The following is a 16,721-nucleotide window of genomic DNA, read 5'->3' as shown; positions in this document are numbered from 1 at the left end:
TTCAAATTGATCTGACGAAGCTGCCTTTATAATCAATTCATATAAGCTTTTAAAGAGTTTTTATATGTTCTTCCAAGCGGAAGCTTTTCCCCGTCTTTTAGATATACATGAGCCGTATCGTACGAACTGATATGGGAAGACAGGACAATATATGACTTATGAATCCTGATGAACCCCAAATTCTGAAATTTCTCTTCAAAATTAGACATCCGTTCAAGAAGCATATACCTTTTCAGATGCGTCACCAAAATTATATATTCCCCGAATCCCTGCACCCAGCGTACATCATCCAGAAGAACTTTGTTCATCACATAATTGGATTTAAACATGATAAAATCTTCCTTTTTCTGATGTTCCGCAGAGTTTTTAAACTGCAGGAAGTCTTTTGCTTTATTAATAGCTTTTCTGAATGTTTCAAAATCCACAGGCTTTACAAGATAATGTACAACGTCCAGTTCAAAAGCTTTGACCGCATATTGCGTTTCCAGAGTAAGAAATATGCACAACGGTTTGTAAGGAAGCTGATGTAAAAGCTCAATTCCGTTGATATAAGGCATATTGATATCCAGAATCACCAGATCTATCCTGTTCTGTTTAAGGTATTCCAGCGCTTCTTCCGGATTCTGAAAAACCTTCAGCAGATCCACACCTTCCATCTGTTCGCAATACTTCTGGATAAGCTGGAGAGCCGGATATTCATCGTCAACACTTACGATCGTCAGATTAGCCATTACAATTTTATTTTTAAAATAGTCTGATAGTTATTGTTTTCTGCAGGTTCAGATATAAAGGTGAATCTTCCTGCATAATTTTTTTCCAAAATGTTGATCACTGCTTCATTACCCAAACCACTGTCATTCATATTATTAACGGAGTTCCTTTTCTTTGCCACAGAATTTTGGACCTCAAACAAAAGCACCTGATCCTGTATTTTATAATTGACATTGATGTAACTCCCCTCTTCTATTCCCACCGCAGAATGTTTCAAGGCATTTTCAAATAAAGTGAGACACACCGAAGGCGGAATATCAATTAATTCCAGAGTCTCTTCATCTTCAATATTGAAATGAATCTTCAATACATTATTGTACTTTAACTGATAAAGCCCTGCAAGTGATTTAATTGATGAAAACTCCTGAGCCATACTTATTTTCTCTTTACTTGTATCGTAAATCACATACTGAAGCAGTTTGCTGAGCTGTAAGATAGATTCCGAAGTATTTTCTGAAGGCTGGAAACTTTTGGAATAGATATTATTAAGGGTATTCAGTAAAAAATGAGGATTCATTTTAGATTTCAAAAGATCCAGATACAGCTGGTCTTTTTCCTCACCCAGGTCTTTAAAATCCTGTTCAATGAGGAATTTATCCTTCGTAATACCAAGAAATGAGGCAACTAATATTACAATTCCCTGCGCAGTATACACATTATACAAAAATTTGGTATTGGAAAGGTTCTCATTAAAATGCATCTGAAACACTGCAGGTTCCAACAGAATTCTAAAAAGACTTGAGACAAGAAAAGTAATCAGTGCGAAGAGGATGAACTCGGGATATTTATTGGAAAGATAGAATTCCGGGACGAGATAAAAATAGACAACGCTGTAAATTCCGACATTAAAAATAACAACGGACAAAACACTCCAGATGAGTTCCGGAACATCCAAAAAGTAGTTTTCGGTAAAAAAAGTGATGATAATGAAGACCAAAAGGAAAAAAATATGCTGAAACTTCAGTAAAAGTCCCCAATGATATTCCATCAGTCTTTTCAGAATTTTTGCATTAAACAAAATCCTGAAAACCAATAATATAAATACAATATTTATAATTAAAAACATCTAAAAATCCCAATTTTCAATCTTTCAAATATACCATCTTTTTCAGCCTGTCCTGCAGTTCACTGATAAAAACTGTCATTGATTGAAAAATAAATCTGCGGCTGGTTCTTATAAATATATTTGAGACATCAGGATATTAACTCAATATTACATGAAAATTAAATTCAAATTAACCATCATTTTGCTGCTGGCAATAATTGGCCAAACAAAGGCGCAAAGCCGTGATAACTACAATATGTGGTTCCAGTATCTGATGTCGGCAAAACTGACGGATAAAAGTACGCTGACAGCTCTGTCGCAGTATCGTTCTTTTGATCTTGCCTATGACACCAGGCTTTTTCTTGTTTCTGCTTATGTAGATTATGAGGTAGCCAACGACGTGAAACCTGCTGCCGGATTTATGTTTCTGGTACTGGATTCTTATAAATCTGATAATACTAAAAAAGAGAGGTATGAAAAAAGACCCTTCCAGCAGGTGACTCTTGGAGGTAATATCGGAAGAACTTCTGTTTCACACCGTTTCCGCGTGGAAGAAAGGTTTATAAGCAATCCCAATGAATTTATCGTCAGACTCCGTTACCTGATTTCTCTGAAAATTCCTTTTAACAGAGCCGGAGAAAAAGAAAAGCTATACGGTATCCTGAAAAATGAATTAAGGATGAATGTGGTAAAAGAAGATCCTTTTGACAGCAACCGATTAACAGCCGGGCTCGGAATTAAGGTTGGTAAAAACTCAGCAATTGAGGTAGCTTTCATCAATCAGTTGGAAACCGGATCTACAAGCAATTACGGCTACATCGGCTACAGAAACAGCTTCGACTGGAGAAAAAACAAAAATAAGTAACTATAAAATCAAATCATCAATGCTTACATTCCTTGGATTCCTCATGATTCTGATCTTCATGGTCCTGATCATGAACAAAAAAATGACTCCGCTCACAGCTTTGGTTATCGTACCTGTAACCATAGCTCTTTTTGCAGGTTTCGGACCTGAACTGGGAGACATGATGAAAAACGGTGTTAAAGAAATCGCTCTTACAGGTGTGATGCTGATCTTTGCCATTTTGTATTTCAGTTTAATGATCGATACTGGGCTTTTTGAGCCTTTAGTGAACATCATTTTAAAAGCTGTTGGAGACAATCCTATCAAAACAACAATAGGAACTGCCATTCTTACAGCATTGGTCTCACTGGATGGCGACGGTTCTTCTACCTATTTAATTGTAGTAGCTGCTATGCTTCCACTTTATAAAAAACAGGGCATGAATCCGCTAATCCTTACCTGTATCATTATGCTTGCCGGGCAGATTATGAACATCCTTCCATGGGGAGGTCCTACAGCTAGGGTAATGAGTTCCCTAAAACTTGGACATACAGAAATTTTTGTTCCTATGATCCCCATTATGGCAATAGGAATTCTATGGGTGATATTCGTTGCCTACATTTTAGGAAGAAGAGAGAAAATAAGAATTGCCAAACATGGAAAATTCACGAATTATAACAGCAATGATATTATTGGCGAGGTAGATCCTAAACTCCGCCGTCCGAAACTGATTCTGATTAATCTTATTCTTACAATCACCCTTCTAGTAGTAATGATATTGGATCTTGTCCCTTTGGGTATTGCCTTTATGATTGCTTTCTGTATAGCTTCTATTATCAATTATCCAAAACTGAAAGATCAGCAGAAAATTATTTCCAAGCATGCAGGAAATGCTTTATCCGTAGCAGGAATGATCTTCGGGGCAGGGATTTTCACAGGAATTTTGAATGGTTCAGGCATTATGCAGGCGATGGGAAACAGCATGATAGAAATAGTACCGAAAAGCTGGGGAGGTTATCTGAATATTGTAACCGCTTTATTCAGTATTCCGCTTACGTTTTTCCTTTCGAATGATGCTTATTACTTTGGAATATTACCTATTATCGTTGCTACCGGCCATCAGCTGGGGATTTCAACGGAAATATTAGGAAGAGCCAGTCTTATCGGGCAAGGCTCCCATCTTCTGAGTCCGTTAGTTCCATCAACTTACCTATTGGTATCGTTAGCAGGGGTAGAATTTTCGGATCATTTGAAATATACTCTGAAATGGGCTTTGGGTTCTTCCATTGTAATGCTTCTGGCAGCACTGATTCTTGGGGTTATTTAATTTTGAATTCGATAATTATCATTATATTTCGGATGTATAATCAAATACCGGTTTTGTACAGACCGTATATTTTTTCAGATGAATCTTTTTGAAACAAAGAAAACATTCACAGGAAGGTATTTAAAAAATCTTACCTTATATGTATTTGCCGCAATTCTCGGTGGAGTGCTTACAGGATATTATGCCCCTGAGGCAAGCATTCAGCTGGGAATTGTAAGCCGGTATTTTTTTATGATTCTGGAAATAATCATTCTTCCTGTTATTTTCATGGCGATTATGTACGGGATCTGTCAGCTTTCAGGAATTAAAAACGCAAGCAGTATTGTCTGGAAAACCATTCTATACTTTCTGATCATTAGTTCTATTGCTATTATTTTAGGATTTATTTTCGGTTTTGCCGTAAAACCCGGAGCAGATACGGGCATTGATCCTGCTAAAATTAGTAAATCACTTCCCAAAACCTTTGAAATTAACAGTTCCACTATATCCGGTGCTTTATACCTCAACAGGCACGGAATTTTTCTTATTGTGTCAATTCTTGCAGGAATTTTCATGAATCTTTCCGGTGCAAGAGACAAATTTCTGAACTTATTGGACCGTGGGCTTAAGGTTTTTTATACTGTGATCAAGTATCTCTATATTATTCTGCCTGTTATTATTTTCTGCAATATCGCGTATGGAGTTTCTGTATATGGCATCAATACGCTTTTGCCACTAAGTAAAGTTGTAGCAACAGTATATCTGGCTGATATTGTCTTTATCATCGGGATTTTGGGAATTGTTTCTTATCTGTTTAAAATTCAGCTCTGGAAATTTTTGCTTGATTTAAAAGAGGAGATTATCCTTGTAGTCACTACATCATCCTCCAAAACAGCTTTTCCTCTGATCTTTGAAAAAATGGAGTCTGAAGGCTACAGCAGGAAGATTTTAAGGTTTGTAATTCCGTTGGGATATAATTTTAATCTTTCGGGCGCGTGTATTTATATTTCGGTTACATGCTGTTTCCTGATCCAGTTTTACAATATTTCATTGACCGTCACCGATTATCTGTGGCTTTTCGTCATTATTTCCGTAACCTCAAAAACGGCATCCGGTGTTCCGGGTTCAGGATTTCTTGCTCTTATTTTCACTTTGAACAGGTTTGGGAAAATTCCTTTAACGGATATTGCACTCCTTTACAGTGTGGACCGTTTTATGAATGAAGCAAGATCGGTAACAAATTTTATAAGTATTGCTATTTCCGGGGCGGTTATTTCAAAAATAAACCAGGCTTCAAAAAATCATGAAATACAATAATATTTTTTTGCCGGATCTGGTACAACAGTTATCTTAACATTCATCCCTCTACAATTTACTGATTTACATTAATTTGATTCAATTTTAAATTATACTTATCTCTATAAATGTGTAAATTTGAATCAATAAAAAAACTTAAAAACCACCTGAATGAAAAAAACTGCTTTACTTTTTGTAATGTCACTGATCATTTTTGCCTGCAAGAAAAATGATACCGAAAAGAGAACATTAAAAGCATCAAATTATAATGATGAAAGTACAGAATACTATAACAACTATTCCGAAAATGAATATAATGATGATGAATATACTGAAAGTGATGATGAGCAGAATGAAAATTATTATGACGAAGAGCAAGAAAACGAAAATTCTTTTGAGGATGGAAAAAGAGTCTACAATGGAACTCTTCCTGCTACTGTAAGATATTATAATCCTGAAACCGGATATTCAAATACCTACACTCTAGATGTAGATGTAAATAATGGAGAAGTTGAACGAATAAATTTCCCTAAAGGAGGTTGGCTAGATGATGATGTTCATCCTATTGAAAGCCGGCTCTCTTCTGAAGAATTAGATGAAAATGGAACAGCAACATTGAAAGATAGTGATGGAAGAACATTTGAAGTAGAAATTGATGATTGATAAGCCTTGGTATAAAAAATAAAGAATCAAAAGTTTACTATGTCAGTAAGCTTTTTCTTTTTTTAGACATTGGTCCGAATTAAAAATCCACAACTACCCTATTACTGATAGATTATTAAAACACTGATTTTCAAAATACAAACTACAACAATTAATCTACAAACAGTGAATAACGCATTTATATTTTCCTTATCTTTGAATAACAATCACACCAAATCGTCAAAAATCCTGATTGACATTAAATGCTCAGGAATGTAAAACAAATTAAATATTAATCATGAAAAATGCTAAATCATTAAGCAGAGACGCTCAAAAATCCATTGTAGGAGGAGCGGCCAGACTTGTTTGCTGCGAATGGAACGAACAAGGAAAATGCACTTTATGGATTGGGCCGGGACAATACTGCCCTTAATTCACAGAATTATTAGAGTTAAATACTGAAAGCCGGAAAATTTCCGGCTTTATTTTTTTCATTTTTCTGCCAAATTTTCACACTCGAAAATAAAAGTCTGCCATTTCATCCGCCAGTGTCTCATGGCATACATTTAGAGAATTACAAGACAGAAATAATTAAAAAATAAATATATTATGTCAGTAAACTTTAAACCATTAGCAGACAGAGTTCTTATTGAGCCTATCGCTGCCGAAACTAAAACAGCTTCAGGTATCATTATCCCGGATACGGCAAAAGAAAAGCCGCAGGAAGGTACTGTAGTGGCAGTAGGTCCTGGTAAAAAAGATGAGCCAACAACGGTTCAGGTAGGTGACAAAGTTCTTTATGGAAAATATTCAGGTTCTGAATTAAAGCTGGAAGGAAAAGATTATTTAATTGTTAAGGAAGGAGATTTACTTGGGGTAATCGGGTAAGATTCCAGATACAAGACATCAGATTTCAGACTTAAAACTGAATAAAAAAATAATTCTAAAATAATGCTTGGCGTCTAATATCTGACGTCTAACATCTAATATCTAAATAAAATGGCAAAAGAAATAAAATTCGATATTGAATCAAGAGACGCTTTAAAAAGAGGAGTTGATGCATTGGCTAATGCAGTAAAGGTAACTTTAGGACCAAAAGGTAGAAACGTTGTGATTGAAAAATCTTTCGGGGCACCTCACGTAACTAAGGATGGTGTTTCTGTGGCAAAAGAAATCGAACTTGAAGACAGAGTAGAAAATATGGGAGCGCAGATGGTAAAAGAAGTGGCTTCCAAAACTAATGATATTGCAGGAGACGGTACTACTACCGCTACTGTATTGGCACAGGCTATCGTAAGAGAAGGTCTTAAGAACGTAGCTGCAGGTGCTAACCCAATGGATCTGAAAAGAGGGATCGACAAAGCTGTTTCCACAGTTGTTGAGAACCTTAAAGCTCAGTCTCAGGAGGTTGGAGATTCTACAGACAAAGTAAAGCAGGTTGCTTCAGTTTCTGCTAACAACGACGAAACTATCGGTGCTTTGATCGCTGAAGCTTTCGGAAAAGTGGGTAAAGAAGGGGTAATTACTGTAGAAGAAGCTAAAGGTATCGATACAACGGTTGATGTTGTAGAAGGTATGCAGTTCGACAGAGGATACCAGTCGCCTTACTTCGTGACTAATCCTGAGAAAATGCTTGCTGAAGTAGAAAACCCATACATTCTTTTGGTAGAGAAAAAAATCTCTTCCATGAAAGAATTGCTTCCGGTTCTTGAGCCAATTGCTCAGGGTGGAAAATCTCTATTGATTATCTCTGAAGAAGTGGAAGGTGAAGCTTTAGCTACTTTGGTGGTAAACAAACTGAGAGGTTCTCTTAAAATTGCTGCTGTAAAAGCTCCGGGATTCGGGGACAGAAGAAAAGCAATGCTGGAAGATATCGCGATCTTAACAGGTGGTCAGGTAATTTCTGAAGAGCAAGGTTTCACCATGGAAAACATTTCTCTGGATATGCTTGGAACTGCTGAAAAAGTGACTATTGATAAAGACAATACAACGATCGTAAACGGTGGTGGTGACGAAGCTAAAATCAAAGGAAGAGTAGCTCAGATCAAAGCACAGATGGAAACTACAACTTCTGACTACGACAGAGAAAAACTTCAGGAAAGACTGGCTAAGTTAGCCGGTGGTGTTGCCGTACTTTACGTAGGTGCTGCTTCTGAAGTGGAAATGAAGGAGAAAAAAGACAGAGTTGACGATGCGCTACACGCTACAAGAGCAGCTGTAGAAGAAGGTATTGTTGCAGGTGGTGGTGTTGCTTTAGTAAGAGCAATCTCTGCTTTGGACAACCTTACAGGGATCAATTCTGACGAAACTACAGGAATCAAAATCGTGAAAAGAGCTATTGAGGAGCCATTAAGACAAATCGTTGCCAATGCAGGCGGTGAAGGTTCTGTAATCGTTGCCAAAGTAGCAGAAGGAAGCGGAGACTTCGGATACAACGCAAAAACTGACGAGTATGTAAACATGCTTGAAGCAGGTATCATAGATCCTACCAAAGTAACAAGAGTTGCCCTTGAAAACGCAGCTTCTGTTTCCGGAATGCTTCTTACCACTGAATGTGTAATCACTGAAGTGAAAAAAGACGAGCCAGCTATGCCAATGGGTGGTGGAATGCCAGGAATGATGTAACAGCTGTTGCTGAGACAATTTAATATACTAACCGTTCTATTTTATAGAGCGGTTTTTTTATTTGAATTATGGTTTTCCGTAAGGAAATATTACTTTAATACTTTAATTTAGTCAACCAAGTTTTATTATAAAAAATTATATATTAATAATAAAAAGTATTTTTTACGTTTTAACAAATGCATATATTTGATTATATCTTAAAAATTAATAATGAAAAAAATTGCAATTTTTAACCATAAAGGAGGGGTTAGCAAAACAACGACAACTTTTAATTTGGGTTGGATGTTAACCAAATTGGGCAAAAGAGTTTTATTAGTAGATGCTGATTCACAATGTAATCTTAGCTTATACACTATAGGCAATAAAAGGTATGAAGAACTTTTAGATGATAGTTATAAACACAATATTAAAGATGCTTTAGAACCAGCATTCAAAGCAAGGCCTAAATTAATTGAAGCTATTGATTGTCTAAATCCAAAATCCAATGAAAAACTCTTTCTTTTACCTGGTCATTTAGATTTAACTGAATATGAAGTTGCATTAGGTGTCTCATTTCAACTATCAAATGCTCTAGGTACTCTTAAAAACTTACCCGGATCATTTAACTATTTAATTGAAAAAACAGCAGCTAAATACAACATTGATTATGTATTAATAGATATGAACCCAAGTTTGAGCTCAATAAATCAAGATCTGTTTATTTCATCTGATTATTTTTTAGTTCCAACATCACCAGATTTATTTTCGTTAATGGCAATTAATTCATTGGCACGAATCTTACCTCAATGGGAGCGTTGGGCACTAACAGCTAGACCAATTTTTTCTGATTCTGAATATCCTTTACCAGAAACTTCTCCTAAATTTCTAGGGTATACAATAAATGATTTCAATCTCTCATCAGGAATGCCTTCATCATCATTTATTAAAATTATGAATAGAATAAGTGATGCTGTTCATAACGGCCTAGTTCCTGAGTTAGCAAAAGTAAATCTAACCTTAGATCAAGAGAAGTACCATAAAGCATCTAGGTTAAATAATAAATTAAAAAGCCAAAGGGAAATTGACAAATACTGTCTAGGTGAAATATCGAATTTTAATAAATTGATTGCATTATCAAATACATTGTCAATTCCTATTTATAATATTGATCCTAAAAGAGCAAATCTAGGAGTTTCTCAGGAAAGAACATTAAATTGGTTTAATTTACTTTATAAAACAATAGCTGAAAAAATTATAATATTAACTAAAAATGAGTAATCCCCTAAATATATTTGATAAAAATATTGAAAGCATTAATTCATTGGCTAGTATATACATGTATTTTGAAAATAATAAAGTGGAAGCTTTGGACTTTACAGAAATTTTACGTGCCGAATTTGTACTATTAGTTAGTGCTTTTGATCACTATGTTCACGAATTAGTTAAAGAAGGTATGCTTGCAATTTTTGAAGGAAGTAAATCTACTAACAAAAATTTTGATAATTTTACGATTACATTGAAAACTCTAAATCTAATTCTATCAACAGATGAACAACATGAAAAGAAAGCAATTCTTGATGGAGAAATAAAAAAAATTACTGCTAAAGATTCTTACCAGTCACCATCAAGCATTGAAAAAGCTCTCGGTTTCATTGATTTTACAAATGTCTGGAATACTATTAGTCCAGAAATGGGCATTCCTCCAAAAGATATCAAAGATAGGCTAGCGCTTATTGTAAATAGACGTAATAAAATAGCCCACGAAGCTGATTTTGATTATACCTTAGGATCAAAAAATCCGATTGATAGAGGGCTAGTAGACGATGTCAGGAATTTTATTATAAAACTTGTTAAAGCTATACATTCTCAAATATAACAATTAAGACTTAGCTTCTTCATCTAAAGAAATTCTTCACCATTACCAAAAGTAATTATTTTACATTCGTTAAATAAAAATAATCCCTTTATAGCAAGCTCCGAAGTCTTAAGACTTCGGAGCTTAGTTTTTATTCTATTTTAAAATCAAATAATTCTTGCGGATGAACTTCTAAACCTTTAGCCAATTCCTGTATTGTTGAAATCCTTAAATCAACTTCTCCTTTTTCAATTTTGCTGATATTACTATGGTCTACATCACATTTCTGAGCTAATTCCCGATAGCTTAAACCCATCTTCTTCCTAAATTTTTCAACTCTTTTACCAAAAGCTATTCGAAATTCAATTCTGTCCATTACAATACCATTATCAGAGCAATTTGGAAAGTTTATAATAAAAAAATGTAGTTGAATTAACCTACAATTCAAAAATTATATTATATTTGTACAATAAGCTACAATAAATGTAGCTTTGCGATACTTCAAAGAATAAAAGAAGCTATTGCTTAGAATCTTGCTTTTGAAAACTGGTAATTTTTAATAGGAACAAGACGATAAGCAGGAAGCTCACGACCTAGGCGTGGGCTCTCTTATCTGTTCCAAGGTATACCAGTGCCTCAAAAGCGGATATTGTAGAGTCTCATGCCGTTTTTATTTTCATGCTGTTCTGTTTTTCTACAATCATCTTTTCTAAGCCTGCTTTACAACATAAGTATCATGATACGGTACAATGGGGTGTACAATCCATTGCGGCTTTAGGGCTTTTAGAAAAACACAAATTCTATCATACTCATTTGGCTTGTATGGGAAGGAAGTTCAGGCGGGCTTCCTCCTTTACGGCCAGTAAAATCGTACAGTAAAAAAATACAAACTCATGAAAAAAAACAGAACAGACTTTCAATCCCGGCTTGGCAAAGGCCGGAAGAAACATTGCGGCACACAGCTAATGGAAAACTATTTTAAGCTTAATGACCTGACAGCATCCAAAGAGCTGCTAAACGACATTATAAGTTATGCGGTAAAAAGAAATAGCTGGATAAAAGAACATCCGTCCGTTCTCCTTCATTTTAAGCAGGCTATGCAGTCATTCATCCGTGCAGGCTACCTCATAGCGCTACAGGAAAAGAAACGGGCTACAACTATTCAGTTGGAAGAAGTTTCTCCACTAGTTCTTGGCTTACTTTCCGAGAAAGAATACCAAAATCCCCTGTTGGTCTTTAAAAAAGCATTCAAAGAATACACCATCAAGGAATTTGATTATTTTATGTCCGGCATGGTCTATTTCTCACTGGGAATCTATGATCACCTACCGGAAAGGAATATGATAAGCCCATACATTCACCTGACCAAAATGCTGGATGCAGCGTACCTCATTATTGAAAGAAGAGGGAAAAGATGAACCTTGTACAATGTCTTCAAACCTCAAGCAATGAATTAAGTTTTTTATAAAATTTCGCTAATTAAAAACAACATTTTGCAATTTCATAGGTTAATATTGGCGTAATGTGTAAATTTGGATGCTGTAGGCAATTTGCAGCCTCACAAATCAGATGATGAACAATTTAAACGAACAATCAAAGAACAATCGACACAGGGTTCCCCGCATTTTCTACGTACTTACTATCTTTGGAGTCATGAACCTTTTAACCATGTTCAGCAGCCCCGCCTGGGCTAATATCCGAGGAGTAGATATTGTACGTCTCATCGGCACAGGTATGTGCTTTGGAGGGGCAATCATGTCTTTTGTGGCATACTTTCTAGACCGTCGCTCATCTTAAAAAATATGTATTTACGATTGACCAGAAGAGGAAAAAAGAGAAATACAGCATATCGCTTAGATAATTCAATATACTACCCGTTCTATTCTACAGGGCGGTTTTTTATATTATATTTGACAACTAATCATGAAATAGCCCAAAATGAAAATCAACTTTTTTTCTAACTTATATATTTGGTTATTACTAATAGCTTTACCACAAATTGTATTTTCACAATCAACCGATTTTACTATTAAGGATGTAAAGTTTGAAAGCCAGGGTATCACTCTTGCAGGCTCAATTTTAAAGCCTGAAAAACCATTGGCAGCAGTTGTAATTGTTCACGGATCTGACCCGGTAAAAAGAGAAATGGACTTCGCAAAACGCCTTGCTAAAGAAGGCATTGCTGTATTGACGTATGACAAACGCGGAGTTGGAGAATCTGGCGGTGTGTACGTAGGACCATCTGTTGGCACGAATAATATCGATCCTGCTAATCTTAATCTATTAGCTCAAGATGCCAATGCTGCAGTAAAAACATTTCAAGCCTATTTAAAGGATAAAAAAACATCAATTGGATTAGTGGGTTTCAGTCAGGCAGGATGGATCATCCCGATTGCTGCAAGCAAAGATCCACAAATTGATTTTATGGTATTATTTAGCTGCCCTACCATTACAACTCTGGAGCAACTTCGCTTTCAGTTTTACACGAATGGGAACAATCAATTTTGGGAAAATCACACAGAAGCAGATGCCATTGAGCATACCAGAAATGATCCGGACAAATATCAGTTTACAGCGACTGACCCCAAAACCTATCTGAATACCCTTTCAATTCCCGGGCTTTGGCTTTTCGGTGAAAAGGATATACAGATTCCGGTAAAGTTGTGTATAGAACAATTGAATACACTTAAAGTTCAAGGCAAGCCCTTCGAATATACTTTCTTTTCTAAACTGGGACACAATACTTCCTCTAGTGATGATACAGCTCCTGTTGATATTGCTGTACAATGGATCAAGCAGAAAGCTTTGGATATTAAAAAATCTAAATTTTCAAAATAAAGCAGAGCTTGGGCGGAGTACAGGGAATGGTGTAACAACATATTGCTGAAACAATTTATATACTAACAGCTCTATTTTCGTAGGGCGGTTTTTTATATTATATTTAACAACTAACCATGAAAAATAATCCAAAATGAAACGAATACTACAATTTACATTATTGATCAGCTCAATTTGTTTGTTTTCTCAAAATTTAGAGAAGAAAATTTCAAACGAAATTTGTACCTGCTTAGGAAATGTAGAAAATTTAAAAGATCCTGAAAAAAAACTGGAAGAATGTGGCAAAAAAATTTTTGACAATAACTATACTGAAATTGTTAAAAAATTCAATGATCCTCAGAATACAAAAACAAAAGACATTGAAGATTATTATGTTTCTATTGAAGGACTTTTGCTAAGTAATTGTAAAAGTTTTTTAGAATACAGAAAAAAAGAATTTGTCCGCGAAAAGCAAGAAAGCATCTCTAATTGTGACGATATTAAAACAGGAGTTTATTATTATGAAACGCTGCAAAAAAGAGAAAAATCGTACTTAACATTTACAAAAAATGAAGTTATCGAAACCAGAAAAAACAATGTTTATTCAATTAATAAAATTGAATGGACTGATAAATGTACATACAAATTAAATCTGCTGGAAACTAACAGTAATTATGATGAAACCTATCTCAAAAATAAATCACTGATTTTCAGAGTAATTGAAAACTCCCCAACATACTTTGTTGTACAAACCGAATATTTTGAAAATGGCGGTTTAAATAATGTAAAAATTTTTAAACTTCCCTTTATCAATGAATAAAAACCTATATAATATTGGCAAAATTTAGGCTTCAATCGGAAAACCTTGCCTTCGGTAATATCAAAACCATTAGCAAAAATTTCATCCAAAAACGTCAATAAGTTAAAATTAAAATGAGCTATTATCAATTCAACTTTTATCACGACAATGAATACCTTTCAATAATTAAGATTGAAATAATAAAACTCATTGAAATATATGATGAAGAAATTAATTACTATAAAAAATTCTGTAAAAACCTCCCTAAAGATGCACCAAGACATACTGAGTATAATTCGATCCTGAATATTAGATCTGAATTAGTTGAAGCATTAAATCATAACAAAAATTTGGATTTTAAAGATAACACAAACTACATAGCATCATTTTCACAGAAGGCTATAAGAAAAAATGAATACATTTCTATGTATTGTGTTAAATGTGAAACTAATTATAGCAGAGACGAAATTAATTCAGAAAACTGGTCAATAGGTTCAGGATTAGTTGCTTCGGGAGGAAAAACATTATTTTGCAGAGAACATCACCTATTGTTTGGATGGATGGAATGGAACTCTTAAAAGAAACTTCTGCTAACAAGAGTTTCGCAATAGTAGGAGGAAACTGCAAAATTGACATTTTGTGATGTCAATTGCCCGTCCGTCTAAAAACCATGAAACAACCGTAATCAAAGACAACCGAAGAATTAATGACAAATAAATTCCCAGCCATAAACAGCACACTTTCACCCAATGAACTTGGCCAACTTATTCAACAAAAATATAACCTAAGCAACAAGACCGAATGCAGCATTTTTCGATTGGCCATGAACCATTTATACATTGTTCAGGATGGCGGGCAAAAATATGTTTTCAGGGTTTACACACAAAATTGGCGGACAAAATCAGAAATTGAAGAAGAATTAAGATTATTAGTTCACTTAAAAGAACACAACAAACAGGTTGCTTATCCCATTGCCGACAAGTCGGGCGAATATTTACAGGAAATTGAAGCACCGGAGGGAAAAAGATTCGGTGTTTTATTTTCATATGCCAAAGGCACAAAGACCGCAAAATTTTCACCTCAGGCAAGTTTTCTAATTGGGCAGGCATTGGCAAAAGTTCATCAATCAGCAGAAAATTTCGAACTATCAAGGATATCTTACAATACCCAAAACCTGCTCAATAATCCTGTTTTAAGAATAAAAAAGTTCTTTAATAAAACCAACAGCGAAATTGAATTTTTGGAGAAACTATCTGCTTTTTTAACACTTAAAATTAACAACATTGACCAGCAGAACATGAGATACGGAAGCGTGCATCTTGACGTTTGGTTTGACAATCTGCACATTGACGATGAAAATGAAATCACGTTTTTTGACTTCGATTTTTGTGGCAACGGCTATTTATGTTTTGACATTTCTTATTTCCTGTTTCAGTTACTGGCGACCAATTTAAATGAAGAAGAATATCAATTAAAAGCAGACCATTTTTTAAAAGGATACGAAACAGTAACAGAAATCAGCAACGAAGAAAAAGAGTTTTTGCCTTTTGCCTGTTTAGCCATTATGACCTATTACATAAGTGTTCAATGCGACAGATTTGATTATTGGACCAATATTTTCCTGAATGAAGACCATCTGAAAAGAATGGTTGGAAATTTAAAACGATGGATTGCTTACCATAAAATTGAAATAGAATAATATAACGGTCAGCGACCGAGGCAAATTAATATACTAACCGTTCTACTTTTTGTGGGGCGGTTTTTTTATTTGAATTATGGTTTTCCGTAAGGAAATAGTATATTTAATAATTAACAAATAGATAGCTAAAACAACACTTTCGCAATTTTATACACTGCATATTGACGCAATGCGTAAATTTGGATGTTAGCAGAAATTTTAAACAAACACTCGCCACAAATGAAATTTATTATATTTTTTCTTGGAATTTCTACATTTTGCTTCTCGCAAAAATTCACTTTTATTTACGAAGCAAAATTCAGACTAAATTCAGAAAAACCAGATGATGTTAATTCCGATAATATGATTTTGGATTTAAAAAATAATACTTCAATTTTTAGAGATTCACAAGACAAAAAATCTGATTCAGTAAAGTTGAATAATGGAAACGGAAGGTATAAAATGGGTGTTGAAAACCAATTCTATATCAAAAAGAATCTAACTCAAAAAAAAATTGAAAAAGTAATAACTTATTTGAGAACAGATTATCTTCTTCCCATTGAGGAAATATTAAATTGGAAAATAACTTCCGAACAAAAAATGATTGGAAAATATAAATCTCAAAAAGCCGAAACAAATTATGGAGGGAGAAACTGGATTGCTTGGTTTACTACAGAATTACCTTTCAGCGATGGTCCATATGTTTTCAATGGTTTACCCGGGTTGATTGTTTCTGTTCAAGACTCAAACAATGAATATTCATTTAATTTGATAGAAGTCAAAAAAGGCGGAAATATTTTTGACGCACGCACAAAACCAATAAAAATTGATTGGAAAAAATATGAAACACTTGCAAAATCATTTTTTAATGATCCTTATGATATAAATACAAAAGTGGCAATGGGAAAAACAGTTACATTTACCAGCCCGAATGGTATTGTAATGGATATTTCAGTAAAGACTAAAGAAATGCAAAAAAATATTTTACAAGAAAATAATCCTATTGAATTAAATCACAAAATAAACTACAAATAAAAACTTCCTCCAACATTGTATTAGTAAAA

At 34.5% G+C, this 16,721-nt stretch carries 18 protein-coding genes; 15 read left to right on the top strand and 3 right to left on the bottom strand.

From position 1 onward, the window contains the following. Positions 1-32: 32 nt before the first annotated feature. Together ACQWU4_RS18390 and ACQWU4_RS18385 are read right to left on the bottom strand one after the other, a co-directional pair. A complete protein-coding gene (locus ACQWU4_RS18390; RefSeq protein ID WP_429937204.1) occupies positions 33-731 on the bottom strand; it encodes a LytR/AlgR family response regulator transcription factor in 699 nt (232 codons plus the stop codon). Beyond that, the gene (locus ACQWU4_RS18385) at positions 731-1,837 is read right to left on the bottom strand and encodes a sensor histidine kinase (protein WP_429937203.1); all 1,107 of its coding nucleotides are present in this window, start codon (positions 1,835-1,837) and stop codon (positions 731-733) included. Before ACQWU4_RS18385 ends, ACQWU4_RS18390 begins: the two co-directional genes overlap by 1 nt. Positions 1,838-1,988: 151 nt before the next feature. Here ACQWU4_RS18385 and ACQWU4_RS18380 point away from each other — a divergent pair, with 151 nt between their 5' ends. The 9 genes from ACQWU4_RS18380 (at position 1,989) to ACQWU4_RS18340 (ending at position 10,384) form a co-directional block, all read left to right on the top strand. Further along, positions 1,989-2,681, top strand: a complete 693-nt coding sequence (locus ACQWU4_RS18380) for a DUF2490 domain-containing protein (RefSeq protein WP_429937202.1) — start codon at positions 1,989-1,991, stop codon at positions 2,679-2,681. A 19-nt stretch (positions 2,682-2,700) separates the two neighbouring features. After that, positions 2,701-3,987, top strand: a complete 1,287-nt coding sequence (locus ACQWU4_RS18375; RefSeq protein WP_429937201.1) for a CitMHS family transporter — start codon at positions 2,701-2,703, stop codon at positions 3,985-3,987. Positions 3,988-4,065: 78 nt separating this feature from the next. Continuing rightward, positions 4,066-5,283 (top strand): cation:dicarboxylate symporter family transporter, encoded by a 1,218-nt coding sequence (locus ACQWU4_RS18370; RefSeq protein WP_429937200.1) that lies wholly within the window; start codon positions 4,066-4,068, stop codon positions 5,281-5,283. A 150-nt stretch (positions 5,284-5,433) separates the two neighbouring features. Beyond that, positions 5,434-5,925, top strand: a complete 492-nt coding sequence (locus tag ACQWU4_RS18365; RefSeq protein WP_429937199.1) for a hypothetical protein — start codon at positions 5,434-5,436, stop codon at positions 5,923-5,925. A gap of 277 nt (positions 5,926-6,202) precedes the next feature. After that, the gene (locus ACQWU4_RS18360) at positions 6,203-6,337 is read left to right on the top strand and encodes a hypothetical protein (protein WP_429937198.1); all 135 of its coding nucleotides are present in this window, start codon (positions 6,203-6,205) and stop codon (positions 6,335-6,337) included. Positions 6,338-6,513: 176 nt separating this feature from the next. Further along, a complete protein-coding gene (locus ACQWU4_RS18355) occupies positions 6,514-6,792 on the top strand; it encodes a co-chaperone GroES (RefSeq protein ID WP_080776869.1) in 279 nt (92 codons plus the stop codon). A gap of 111 nt (positions 6,793-6,903) precedes the next feature. Beyond that, positions 6,904-8,529, top strand: coding sequence for a chaperonin GroEL (groL, locus tag ACQWU4_RS18350; RefSeq protein WP_429937197.1), 1,626 nt, complete (start codon positions 6,904-6,906; stop codon positions 8,527-8,529). 210 nt (positions 8,530-8,739) lie between these two features. After that, complete coding sequence (locus ACQWU4_RS18345; RefSeq protein WP_429937196.1) at positions 8,740-9,786, top strand: ParA family protein; 1,047 nt, start codon at positions 8,740-8,742, stop codon at positions 9,784-9,786. Continuing rightward, on the top strand, positions 9,779-10,384 hold the full coding sequence (locus ACQWU4_RS18340; protein WP_429937195.1) for a HEPN domain-containing protein: 606 nt from the start codon (positions 9,779-9,781) through the stop codon (positions 10,382-10,384). The genes ACQWU4_RS18345 and ACQWU4_RS18340 overlap by 8 nt, the downstream gene beginning before the upstream one ends. A gap of 130 nt (positions 10,385-10,514) precedes the next feature. Here the strand turns inward: ACQWU4_RS18340 and ACQWU4_RS18335 are convergent, their stop codons facing one another. Then, a complete protein-coding gene (locus tag ACQWU4_RS18335; protein ID WP_068944690.1) occupies positions 10,515-10,739 on the bottom strand; it encodes a helix-turn-helix domain-containing protein in 225 nt (74 codons plus the stop codon). A 517-nt stretch (positions 10,740-11,256) separates the two neighbouring features. On the opposite strand from ACQWU4_RS18335, the gene ACQWU4_RS18330 reads away from it, so the two are divergent. The 6 genes from ACQWU4_RS18330 (at position 11,257) to ACQWU4_RS18305 (ending at position 16,692) form a co-directional block, all read left to right on the top strand. After that, positions 11,257-11,781 (top strand): hypothetical protein, encoded by a 525-nt coding sequence (locus ACQWU4_RS18330; RefSeq protein ID WP_429937194.1) that lies wholly within the window; start codon positions 11,257-11,259, stop codon positions 11,779-11,781. A 520-nt stretch (positions 11,782-12,301) separates the two neighbouring features. After that, entirely contained in the window at positions 12,302-13,201 is a 900-nt protein-coding gene (locus ACQWU4_RS18325; protein WP_429937193.1) for an alpha/beta hydrolase family protein, read from the top strand. Between the two features lie 133 nt (positions 13,202-13,334). Further along, the gene (locus ACQWU4_RS18320; protein ID WP_429937192.1) at positions 13,335-14,000 is read left to right on the top strand and encodes a hypothetical protein; all 666 of its coding nucleotides are present in this window, start codon (positions 13,335-13,337) and stop codon (positions 13,998-14,000) included. A 113-nt stretch (positions 14,001-14,113) separates the two neighbouring features. After that, positions 14,114-14,557, top strand: coding sequence for a hypothetical protein (locus tag ACQWU4_RS18315; RefSeq protein WP_429937191.1), 444 nt, complete (start codon positions 14,114-14,116; stop codon positions 14,555-14,557). Between the two features lie 245 nt (positions 14,558-14,802). Then, positions 14,803-15,678, top strand: a complete 876-nt coding sequence (locus tag ACQWU4_RS18310; RefSeq protein ID WP_429937190.1) for a phosphotransferase — start codon at positions 14,803-14,805, stop codon at positions 15,676-15,678. A 219-nt stretch (positions 15,679-15,897) separates the two neighbouring features. Further along, positions 15,898-16,692: a GLPGLI family protein gene (locus ACQWU4_RS18305; protein ID WP_429937189.1), complete on the top strand. Its 795-nt coding sequence runs from the start codon at positions 15,898-15,900 to the stop codon at positions 16,690-16,692. Positions 16,693-16,721: the final 29 nt, after the last annotated feature.

It is taken from the genome of Chryseobacterium sp. MIQD13 (assembly GCF_050496705.1).
Taxonomy (GTDB): Bacteria; Bacteroidota; Bacteroidia; order Flavobacteriales; family Weeksellaceae; genus Chryseobacterium.
Note: the sequence above shows the minus strand (reverse complement) of the source record. Positions and strands in the feature narration are given on the sequence as shown.

Excerpts from the sequence above, each read along its gene's own strand:
- ACQWU4_RS18320 (WP_429937192.1), top strand. The coding sequence starts at position 13,335 with ATGAAACGAATACTACAATTTACATTATTGATCAGCTCAATTTGTTTG.
- ACQWU4_RS18305 (WP_429937189.1), top strand. The coding sequence starts at position 15,898 with ATGAAATTTATTATATTTTTTCTTGGAATTTCTACATTTTGCTTCTCG.
- ACQWU4_RS18355 (WP_080776869.1), top strand. The coding sequence starts at position 6,514 with ATGTCAGTAAACTTTAAACCATTAGCAGACAGAGTTCTTATTGAGCCT.
- ACQWU4_RS18360 (WP_429937198.1), top strand. The coding sequence starts at position 6,203 with ATGAAAAATGCTAAATCATTAAGCAGAGACGCTCAAAAATCCATTGTA.
- ACQWU4_RS18375 (WP_429937201.1), top strand. The coding sequence starts at position 2,701 with ATGCTTACATTCCTTGGATTCCTCATGATTCTGATCTTCATGGTCCTG.
- ACQWU4_RS18380 (WP_429937202.1), top strand. The coding sequence starts at position 1,989 with ATGAAAATTAAATTCAAATTAACCATCATTTTGCTGCTGGCAATAATT.
- ACQWU4_RS18325 (WP_429937193.1), top strand. The coding sequence starts at position 12,302 with ATGAAAATCAACTTTTTTTCTAACTTATATATTTGGTTATTACTAATA.
- ACQWU4_RS18315 (WP_429937191.1), top strand. The coding sequence starts at position 14,114 with ATGAGCTATTATCAATTCAACTTTTATCACGACAATGAATACCTTTCA.
- ACQWU4_RS18345 (WP_429937196.1), top strand. The coding sequence starts at position 8,740 with ATGAAAAAAATTGCAATTTTTAACCATAAAGGAGGGGTTAGCAAAACA.
- ACQWU4_RS18335 (WP_068944690.1), bottom strand. The coding sequence starts at position 10,739 with ATGGACAGAATTGAATTTCGAATAGCTTTTGGTAAAAGAGTTGAAAAA.
- ACQWU4_RS18390 (WP_429937204.1), bottom strand. The coding sequence starts at position 731 with ATGGCTAATCTGACGATCGTAAGTGTTGACGATGAATATCCGGCTCTC.
- groL (WP_429937197.1), top strand. The coding sequence starts at position 6,904 with ATGGCAAAAGAAATAAAATTCGATATTGAATCAAGAGACGCTTTAAAA.
- ACQWU4_RS18340 (WP_429937195.1), top strand. The coding sequence starts at position 9,779 with ATGAGTAATCCCCTAAATATATTTGATAAAAATATTGAAAGCATTAAT.
- ACQWU4_RS18370 (WP_429937200.1), top strand. The coding sequence starts at position 4,066 with ATGAATCTTTTTGAAACAAAGAAAACATTCACAGGAAGGTATTTAAAA.
- ACQWU4_RS18385 (WP_429937203.1), bottom strand. The coding sequence starts at position 1,837 with ATGTTTTTAATTATAAATATTGTATTTATATTATTGGTTTTCAGGATT.
- ACQWU4_RS18330 (WP_429937194.1), top strand. The coding sequence starts at position 11,257 with ATGAAAAAAAACAGAACAGACTTTCAATCCCGGCTTGGCAAAGGCCGG.
- ACQWU4_RS18310 (WP_429937190.1), top strand. The coding sequence starts at position 14,803 with ATGAACCATTTATACATTGTTCAGGATGGCGGGCAAAAATATGTTTTC.
- ACQWU4_RS18365 (WP_429937199.1), top strand. The coding sequence starts at position 5,434 with ATGAAAAAAACTGCTTTACTTTTTGTAATGTCACTGATCATTTTTGCC.